10 protein-coding genes are annotated in these 9042 nt (G+C 57.1%); 7 read left to right on the plus strand and 3 right to left on the minus strand.

The window, feature by feature from the left end; translation table 11 throughout:
- The first annotated feature begins 90 nt into the window (after window positions 1-90).
- From citR to ACOTXT_RS19770, 3 genes are all read left to right on the plus strand, one after another.
- Window positions 91-945 carry a DNA-binding transcriptional repressor CitR gene (gene citR, locus ACOTXT_RS19760; RefSeq protein WP_421625419.1) on the plus strand — a complete coding sequence of 285 codons (855 nt, stop codon included), beginning with the start codon at window positions 91-93 and terminating at the stop codon, window positions 943-945.
- A 157-nt stretch (window positions 946-1102) separates the two neighbouring features.
- Window positions 1103-2326, plus strand: coding sequence for a phosphoadenosine phosphosulfate reductase (locus ACOTXT_RS19765; RefSeq protein WP_333166276.1), 1224 nt, complete (start codon window positions 1103-1105; stop codon window positions 2324-2326).
- Window positions 2311-2937: an IbrB-like domain-containing protein gene (locus ACOTXT_RS19770; RefSeq protein ID WP_032656202.1), complete on the plus strand. Its 627-nt coding sequence runs from the start codon at window positions 2311-2313 to the stop codon at window positions 2935-2937. The genes ACOTXT_RS19765 and ACOTXT_RS19770 overlap by 16 nt, the downstream gene beginning before the upstream one ends.
- Here ACOTXT_RS19770 and ACOTXT_RS19775 read toward each other — a convergent pair whose 3' ends face one another.
- On the minus strand, window positions 2938-4098 hold the full coding sequence (locus tag ACOTXT_RS19775) for a pyridoxal phosphate-dependent aminotransferase (protein WP_333166279.1): 1161 nt from the start codon (window positions 4096-4098) through the stop codon (window positions 2938-2940). It lies immediately after the preceding gene.
- 123 nt (window positions 4099-4221) lie between these two features.
- Between ACOTXT_RS19775 and ACOTXT_RS19780 the strand changes: the two genes are divergently transcribed.
- The 3 genes from ACOTXT_RS19780 to ACOTXT_RS19790 are packed head-to-tail and all read left to right on the plus strand — an operon-like array spanning window position 4222 to window position 6061.
- Entirely contained in the window at window positions 4222-4836 is a 615-nt protein-coding gene (locus ACOTXT_RS19780; RefSeq protein ID WP_023618408.1) for a methylthioribulose 1-phosphate dehydratase, read from the plus strand.
- Complete coding sequence (mtnC, locus tag ACOTXT_RS19785; protein WP_008501009.1) at window positions 4833-5522, plus strand: acireductone synthase; 690 nt, start codon at window positions 4833-4835, stop codon at window positions 5520-5522. The genes ACOTXT_RS19780 and mtnC overlap by 4 nt, the downstream gene beginning before the upstream one ends.
- On the plus strand, window positions 5519-6061 hold the full coding sequence (locus ACOTXT_RS19790) for a 1,2-dihydroxy-3-keto-5-methylthiopentene dioxygenase (RefSeq protein WP_008501008.1): 543 nt from the start codon (window positions 5519-5521) through the stop codon (window positions 6059-6061). Before mtnC ends, ACOTXT_RS19790 begins: the two co-directional genes overlap by 4 nt.
- 53 nt (window positions 6062-6114) lie before the next feature.
- Here the strand turns inward: ACOTXT_RS19790 and ACOTXT_RS19795 are convergent, their stop codons facing one another.
- Together ACOTXT_RS19795 and mtnA are read right to left on the minus strand one after the other, a co-directional pair.
- Window positions 6115-6585, minus strand: coding sequence for an SRPBCC family protein (locus tag ACOTXT_RS19795; protein WP_320751300.1), 471 nt, complete (start codon window positions 6583-6585; stop codon window positions 6115-6117).
- A 42-nt stretch (window positions 6586-6627) separates the two neighbouring features.
- Window positions 6628-7644 carry an S-methyl-5-thioribose-1-phosphate isomerase gene (gene mtnA, locus ACOTXT_RS19800; RefSeq protein ID WP_333166285.1) on the minus strand — a complete coding sequence of 339 codons (1017 nt, stop codon included), beginning with the start codon at window positions 7642-7644 and terminating at the stop codon, window positions 6628-6630.
- 104 nt (window positions 7645-7748) lie between these two features.
- On the opposite strand from mtnA, the gene mtnK reads away from it, so the two are divergent.
- On the plus strand, window positions 7749-8948 hold the full coding sequence (gene mtnK, locus ACOTXT_RS19805; protein ID WP_333166287.1) for an S-methyl-5-thioribose kinase: 1200 nt from the start codon (window positions 7749-7751) through the stop codon (window positions 8946-8948).
- Window positions 8949-9042 lie beyond the last annotated feature (94 nt).

Below are 9042 nucleotides of genomic sequence, written 5' to 3' on the forward strand. Positions count from 1 at the left end.
GTCTGGCGGCGTTTACTGGAAAACTCACTGTCGGCAAAAGTCAGTTGCTGGCTCATCCGGTTACTCATTCTGGGTTCAGGTTACAACACGATGATCTCACATCTCGGACTTATTCGCACCTTCCTTAGCAAGGCAGCGGAAACACTCTACATCACGCCCTCAGCAGTGAGCCAGTCCCTGCAACGCCTGCGCGCGCAACTGAATGACCCGCTTTTTATTCGTTCGGGTAAAGGCATTACCCCGACGACAGTGGGGATCAATTTGCATCACCATCTGGAAGAAAACCTTAATAGCATTGAGCAAACCATTAATATCCTGAATAACGCGCAGATCAAAAAGAGCTTTGTCATCTACTGCCCGCAGATTGTGGCCCATGGGCGCTTCGGCGGCCTGCTAAGCTCTCTGCTTGCCGAAGGGAATTACGACATAGAACATAATGATGTGGTCTTATCCCCTGAGTCAGCCGAGGATTTGCTCGCCTACCGCAAGGCCGATCTGGTGTTTAGCTTTGCTCCGGTTAACAGTCGCTCTATCGTCTGTACCCGCTTTATGAAGTTTTCAATACAGGTGGCGTGCAGCAAAGATCACCCCCGCCTCGGCGATAGCGCAACGCTCGAGGAACTCAGCCAGGAAAAATTCACGCTGATGCGCAGTCAGGAGAATGGCATAAAAGAGTTCCAGCTGCAGTCAAACATTCTCCTTCCGGAACGCAACGTCTGTTTCCGCAGTGACTCACTGCTTTCGATTATGAATATTATTGGCGTGAGTGATTTAATAGGCTTTGTACCAACAATATTGTTTGAACGATATAAAGACCATCTCAACCTGAAGAGCATTTCCTTGCCTTTTGAGACTCCGCAATTAGATGTTTATATGCTTTACAATCGCTCAGCGCTAAACAGCAGCGTGTTTTCGAAATTCATTGAAAAAATCGAAGCAGAATAATTTTCGATATTTCCTGAGGGCTTTTTAATTACATTTTGGCAACAAATTCGATAATGGAAGATCTTATTATTCCGGTTTCTCCTTAATATCTTTACTATTCATGGTTAATCAGCGTAAATAAAAGCCCCCGACAGTCATACTCAGGAAGAGATTGAACATGTCACTGTATAAATATCCCCTGCAGCTTAACGTGCTGGAGGCCGCGCAGGAGCGCATCGGCTGGACGTTCGCCACCTTTTCCCGCATCTGCGTCTCCTTCTCCGGCGGCAAAGACTCCACCGTCATGCTGCATCTCACCGCGCAAATGGCCCGGGCGCAAAAACGAAAAATCAGCGTGCTTTTTATTGACTGGGAAGCACAGTTCTCCTGTACCATTGAGCACGTTAATGCGCTGCGCGAAGGCTACCGGGACGTCATCGAGCACTTTTACTGGGTGGCGCTTCCGCTAACCACGCAAAATTCCCTCTCACAGTATCAGCCTGAATGGCAATGCTGGGCGCCGGACGTGCGCTGGGTGCGCCAGCCGCCGGAAGGCGCCATCACCGCTGCGGATTATTTTGATTTTTACCAGACGGGAATGACCTTTGAAGCCTTTGTCCGCTCGTTTTCCGACTGGTTTGCCCTGCACCGTCCGGCAGCCATGCTGGTGGGCATTCGCGCCGATGAATCCTACAACCGATTTTTGACCATCGCCAACAACCGCAAGCATCGCTTCGCGGACGATAAGCCCTGGACAACCACCGCGCCCGGCGGGCACGCGTGGTACGTCTATCCTCTTTACGACTGGAAAACCGCAGACATCTGGACATGGTTTGCAAAATCCGGAAGCAGCTATAACCCGCTCTACAACCTCATGTTTCAGGCGGGCGTCCCGCCGCGCTATATGCGCATCTGCGAGCCCTTCGGCCCGGAACAGCGCCAGGGACTCTGGCTCTATCACGTTCTCGAGCCTGAGCGCTGGGCCGCCATGTGCGAGCGCGTCAGCGGCGTGCGCAGCGGCGGCTTCTACGCCGGGCAGGACAACCGCTTTTATGGCCACCGGAAAATCCTCAAACCCGATCACCTCGGCTGGCGCGACTACGCCATGCTCCTGCTGAACAGCATGCCGCAAAACACGGCTGAGCATTACCGCAATAAAATCGCGATCTATCTGCACTGGTATCAGAAGAGAGGCATGCCGGATATCCCCGAGACGCAGGACGGCGATATCGGCGCCAAAGACATCCCCTCATGGCGCCGTATTTGTAAGGTATTACTTAATAATGACTACTGGTGCAGGGCGCTGTCGTTCAGCCCGAATAAACCTAAACATTATCAGCGCTACAGCGAACGAGTGAAGGCGAAGCGCAAGGAATGGGGCATTTTATGCGACAAAGAATAATTACCGAGATCGAAACGTACCTTCAGTCACTTTGCGAGGAGGATCGGATTACTGCCATCAATGCCTTTCGCGAAGCGATCCATAAAAACAGCCCTTTTCGCGAGCAACCGATAGACTGCGTTCTCTGGATCAAACAGGACGCGATTATCGCTAACGACTACAACCCCAATAACGTTGCCCCTCCGGAAAAACGGCTGCTCAGCAAGTCGCTCGAACTCGATGGATTCACCCAACCTATTGTTGTGACGGAAAGTGAAGCCCATCACTACGAAATTGTGGATGGCTTTCATCGCCACGAAATCGGCAAAAATCGGGCGGCGTTGAAGCGTCAGCTCAGAGGATATCTCCCCGTCACCTGCCTGCGCCAGCACCGGCAGGATAAACATGACCGTATGGCCGCCACGATTCGCCACAATCGGGCGCGGGGTCGGCATCAAATCAACGCCATGTCAGATATCGTGCGCGAACTGGCACAGCTCGGCTGGAATGATGAGCGAATAGGCAAAGAGCTGGGCATGGACAGCGATGAGGTGCTGCGCCTCAAGCAAATCAACGGTCTGCTGGAGCTGTTTGCAGACCGCCGTTACTCAGAAGCGTGGACGGTGAAATAATCAGAGCGTGTTCAAACGCTCCGCCGCCGCCAGCAGCGTCGATTCCTGCTTCGCAAAGCACAGGCGGATCAGCTTGTGCGGGAAGGGATCGGCGCAGAACACCGACAATGGAATGGCGGCCACGCCGACCTCTTTCGTCAGCCACTGGCAAAAGCTAACGTCGTCCAGTTCGGAAATCGCGCTGTAGTCGGCGAGCAGGAAATAGGTTCCTTCAGACGGCAAAATTTCCAGGCGGCTTTGGCTCAGCGCCGCCACAAACAGATCCCGACGTTCACGATAGAAGTGCGGCAGCTCGCGGTAATGCGCGGGTTCCGCGCGCAGCATATCCGCCAGCGCCAGCTGAGCCGGCGTGTTCACGGCAAACGTCAGGTACTGATGCACTTTGCGCAGCTCAGCGCTGATGGCCGCCGGGGCCACGCAGTACCCTACCTTCCAGCCGGTCATATGGTAGGTCTTACCAAACGAAGAGACGGCGATAGCACGCTCGCGAAGCTGCGGATGGGCCAGCACGCTGGCATGCCCTTCCTCAGCAAAGCAGATGTGCTCGTAGACTTCATCGCTCAGGACGTAAATTTCCCGTTCGGCGATAGCCTGCCACAGCGCGGCAAAATCGGCTTTTTGCCACACCGTCGCCGACGGGTTATGCGGCGTATTCAGGATCACCAGACGGGTTTTGTCGCTCAGCAGCGCAGCAAACGCCTGCCAGTCAGGGCGGAAATGCGGCGGCTGGAGCGCCACGCGTTTCACCACGCCGCCGGAGAGTTCAACCGCAGGCGCATAGCTGTCGTAGCTCGGATCAAAGCAGATGACTTCATCCCCCGCGCGCACCAGCGCGGTGATGGCCGCGTACAGCGCTTCGGTCGCCCCTGCCGTCACCGTGATATCACTGTTCGCATCAGGCTTATGGCCATACAGCTCCGCCGTTTTATCGGCAATCGCTTCCCGCAGCGCCTGCACGCCCGTCATCGGCGCATACTGATTCGCCCCCTGCGCCACGTGATACGCCAGACGCGCCTGCAGATAAGCCGGGCCGTCGAAATCCGGGAACCCCTGAGAAAGGTTAATGGCGTTGTGCTGCTGCGCCAGGGCGCTCATCTGCGTAAAGATGGTGGTACCGAGGTTGGGAAGTTTACTTTTCGGAATCAAGGCGTTAATGCTCATTGTGTTGTGCCTGCTTGTAATACTTATGTTGCTGCCACTATAACACGATGTTAGTCTTTGGCAATCAAGACGCTTAGACGTCTATACCATATGAATATTCCTGGCCGAGAGGGTAAAAGGAAAATGACAGACAACCTGCAACTCACGCATCTGGTCGACGCCTGCCGCTGGATCGGTGCCAAAGGCTGGGCGCCCGCTACCGGCGGTAACATGTCGGTGCGTCAGGACGAACATCTCTGCTGGCTCAGCGAATCCGGCAAAGACAAAGGTAGCCTCACAACCGATGACTTTCTGCAGGTGGAGATCGCCACCAACCGCGCGCCGTCCGGTCGTAAACCGTCGGCGGAGACCGGTCTGCACACGCTGATTTATCGCCTGTTCCCGGAAGCCAACGCCGTGCTGCACGTTCACACGGTTAACGCCACGGTGCTGTCGCGTCTGGTCAAAGAGGCCGAGCTCAACATCAGCGGCTTTGAGATGCAAAAATCCCTCACCGGACAAACCACGCATCTGGATACGGTGGCTATCCCGGTCTTTGATAACGACCAGGATATCGACGCCCTCGCCTCACGCATCGCTCATTACGCCCAGGAACGGCCGCTTAATTATGGTTTTCTTCTGCGCGGTCATGGCTTAACCTGCTGGGGACGCGACGTGGCCGAAGCCCGGCGTCATCTGGAAGGATTAGAGTTCTTATTTGAATGCGAAATGCGTTTACGACAACTGGAGAGAGTATGATTCGCGCGATTGTGACGGATATTGAAGGGACCACCAGCGATATTCGTTTTGTCCATGATGTTTTGTTCCCCTACGCGCGTGAGCGACTGGCGGCCTTCGTGACCGCGCAGCAGTACGCCGAGCCGGTCAAATCCATTCTGGACAACCTGCGTGATGAAATCGCTAACCCACACGCCAGCGTCAGCGAACTTATCGACGCCCTGTTTGCCTTTATGGATGAAGACCGTAAATCCACGGCGCTTAAAGCGCTGCAGGGGATCATCTGGCACGACGGCTACGTTAACGGCGACTTTACCGGCCATCTCTACCCGGACGTGCTCCCGGCGCTGGAAAAATGGAAAGCGCAAGGGATTGATCTCTATGTTTATTCCTCTGGCTCCGTCGCCGCGCAGAAACTGTTATTTGGCTACAGCGACGAAGGTGATATTACTCATCTGTTCAGCGGCTATTTCGACACCCACATCGGCGCCAAGCGCGAGGTGCAGTCTTATCAGAACATTGCGGCACAAACGGGCATCGCCCCGTCGCAGATCCTCTTCCTCTCCGATATTCATCAGGAGCTGGACGCGGCTGAACAAGCAGGTTTTCGTACCCTGCAGCTGATTCGCGGTGATGATGACGGCGCAAGCCACCACCATCAGGTCCACCAGTTTGACGAGATTAACCCGGAGCAGATCCCTTCATGAGCGCATTGACCATTTATTCCGACAAAGACGCCAGTCAACACCAGTGGCACAGCACCGACGCCGCCGAGATTGCCCAACAGCTCAACGCGAAAGGCGTGCGGTTTGAACGCTGGGCGGCGGATCGCGATTTAGGACACGATCCCGCGCCTGAAGCCGTGATCGCGGCGTATCAACATGCGATCGACAAACTGGTGGCAGAGAAGGGTTACCAGAGCTGGGACGTGATCAGCCTGCGCGCCGACAATCCGCAGAAAGACGCGCTGCGCGCGAAGTTCCTGAACGAACACACCCACGGCGAAGACGAAGTACGCTTTTTCGTGGAAGGCGCGGGCTTGTTCTGCCTGCACATCGGCGATGAGGTATATCAGGTCTTGTGCGAGAAAAACGACCTGATCTCCGTGCCCGCGGGCACGCCGCACTGGTTTGATATGGGCTCAGAGCCGAACTTTACCGCCATTCGTATTTTCGACAATCCGGAAGGCTGGGTTGCCCAGTTTACCGGTGACGCAATTGCGGATGCGTATCCACGCCTGGCCTGATCTTTTCTCCCTCTCCCTGTGGGAGAGGGTCGGGGTGAGGGCACCAGCGCGCACTAAGCGTTAAGCCCTTTCACATACTCCACCAGCTGATCCAGCACTATCCCCCACCCTTCGTGGAAGCCCATCTGCTCATGCTGCTCGCGGATTTCCTTCGTGGGGTGGCGCGCAATCGCCGTATAGCGGGTTTTCCCCTCCCCGGCGTCTTCCAGCAACAGAATCGCCGTCATAAACGGCTTCTCGGCCGGTTTCCAGCCTTCGGTATAACCGTCGGTAAAGACCAGCTTTTTGCCAGGATCGATTTCCAGAAAGACGCCGCGGTTATCCATCCGCTGGCCGTCCACCTCAAACACGGTGTTGAACCGCCCGCCCACGCGGAGGTCAAGGTCGCAGTCGATCACCTTATGCGGTGCAGGAATGAAGAAGTGTTTGATGTGTTCGGGCGTAGTCCAGCAGAGCCACAGGAGGTCGCGCGGTGCGTCCACCACGCGCTCCAGTTTTAAGTCTGTTTCAGGGTCGAGCGTCACGATGTTGTCCTCTTAAGGGAGCCCCTTAAAGGATAGCCGGACTCAGGCAAATTTCCCTTCCGCAACCTCTTCCGGCGTGACCACGCCCGTATCCAGCACCCAGCCGCTAATCAGCGAGGCTGGGGTCACGTCAAACGCTGGATTATAGACCTGCGCGTTTTCAGGTGCCCACTGCACCGCGCCAAAGCTTCCGGCGACGCCCGTCACCTCGCTGGCGGCGCGCTGCTCAATCGGGATCGCGTCGCCGTTCGGGCAGTCCGGGTCGAGGGTCGTTTGCGGCGCGGCCACGTAGAACGGAATGCCGTGGAATTTTGCCAGCACCGCCAGAGAGTAGGTGCCGATTTTGTTCGCCACGTCGCCGTTGGCCGCAATGCGGTCTGCGCCCACCCACACGGCGTCGACCTGCCCTTTCGCCATCAGGCTGGCGGCCATGGAGTCGGTAATCAGCTGATACGGCACGCCCAGTTCGCCCAGCTCCCAGGCGGTCAATCTACCGCCCTGCAGCAGGGGGCGGGTTTCATCCACCCAGACGTTGCTGACGTTGCCTTCCTGATGTGCGCGAGCAATCACCCCCAGCGCGGTGCCGACGCCCGCCGTTGCCAGCCCGCCGGTGTTGCAGTGGGTCAGCAGACGGCTGCCGGGCTTCACCAGCGCACTGCCCGCACGCGCGATGGCGTCGCAGAGCTGTTTATCCTCATCAATCAGACGCAACGCTTCCGCCGTCAGCGCCGGCACAAAATCTTCCTGCCACAGCGCCCGCTTCATGCGGTCGAGGTTGTTCATCAAATTAACCGCCGTCGGCCGGGAGGCGCGCAGCGTTTCCAGCGCCAGCGCCAGTTCATCACGACTTTTGCCGTTTTCGGCCAGCAGCGCCAGCAGCAGGCTTGCAGAGAGACCGATCAGCGGCGCGCCGCGCACCCGCAGGGCGTGAATATGCCCCACCAGCGCCTCTACCGTTGAGGCATCCAGCCAGCGTTTCTCCTGCGGAAGGGCCTGCTGGTCGAGAATAAAGAGCTGATTATCCGCTACCCGCAGGCTGGTCGTCTGTAATGTCTGCATGTCGTTAATTCCCTGTTGCGTTGTTGTAGCACATTGTGTCAGGATGAAATCCAGATGTATAGACGTCTACATGTCTTTATTAGCAAACCCGTGAGGAGCAGACCATGTCGCAATACCGTACCTTTACCGCTCAGGACGCCGTGGAATATGCCAGGCAATTTGGCGGCCTTGACGATCCTTCATCGCTGGTGGAGGCGCAGGAGGTAGGCGACGGCAACCTCAATCTGGTTTTTAAAATTTTCGACAGCGCGGGCGTGAGCCGCATCATCGTCAAGCAGGCGCTGCCCTACGTGCGCTGCGTCGGCGAGTCCTGGCCGCTGACGCTGGATCGCGCCCGTCTGGAGGCGCAAACGCTGGTCGAGCACTACCGGCACAGCCCGCAGCACACCGTGAAAATCCACCACTTTGACCCGGAACTGGCGGTAATGGTGATGGAAGATCTCTCCAGCCATCGCATCTGGCGCGGCGAGCTGATCAAAAATAATTATTACCCGCAGGCGGCGCGTCAGCTGGGTGAATACCTCGCGCACGCGCTGTTCCACACCAGCGATTTCTTCCTGCATCCGCACGAGAAGAAAGCGCAGGTGGCGAAATTCATCAACCCGGAGATGTGTGAGATCACCGAAGATCTGTTCTTCAACGATCCGTACCAGATCCACGAACGCAACAGCTACCCGGCCGAGCTGGAAAATGACGTCGCCGCGCTACGCGACGACGCCCAGCTGAAAATTGCCGTGGCCTCCCTCAAGCACCGCTTCTTTTCTCAGGCTGAAGCCCTGCTGCACGGGGATATCCACAGCGGCTCGATTTTTGTGGCCGACGGCAGCCTGAAGGCCATCGACGCCGAGTTCGGCTATTTCGGGCCGATGGGCTTTGATATCGGCACCGCCATCGGCAACCTGCTGCTCAACTTCTGCGGCCTGCCGGGGCACCTCGGCATTCGCGATGCCGCCGCCGCGCGCGAGCAGCGCCTGACCGATATTCAGGAGCTGTGGAACACCTTCGCGGAACGCTTCCAGGCGCTGGCGCACGAGAAAACGCGCGACGCGGCGCTCAGCGCGCCGGGCTATGCCTCCGCGTTCCTGAAAAAGGTCTGGCATGACGCCATCGGCTTCTGCGGCACCGAACTCATTCGCCGCAGCGTCGGGCTTTCCCACGTCGCGGATATCGACACCATTGAGGACGAGGCGATGCGCCACGAATGCCTGCGCCACGCGATAACGCTCGGCAAGGCGCTGATTGTGATTGCCGATCGTATCGACAGCGCGGAAGATCTGGTGGCACGGGTGCGGCAGTACAGTTGAGACCGTTTGCCCGGTGGCGGCTTCGCCTTACCGGGCCTACGAGAGCAAAATGTAGGCCGGGTAAGGCGAAGCAGCCCCCCCGCCAAAAAAAACC

Origin of the sequence: Enterobacter cloacae complex sp. IR5422, assembly GCF_049238165.1 — a bacterium.
Lineage (GTDB): Bacteria > Pseudomonadota > Gammaproteobacteria > Enterobacterales > Enterobacteriaceae > Enterobacter > Enterobacter roggenkampii.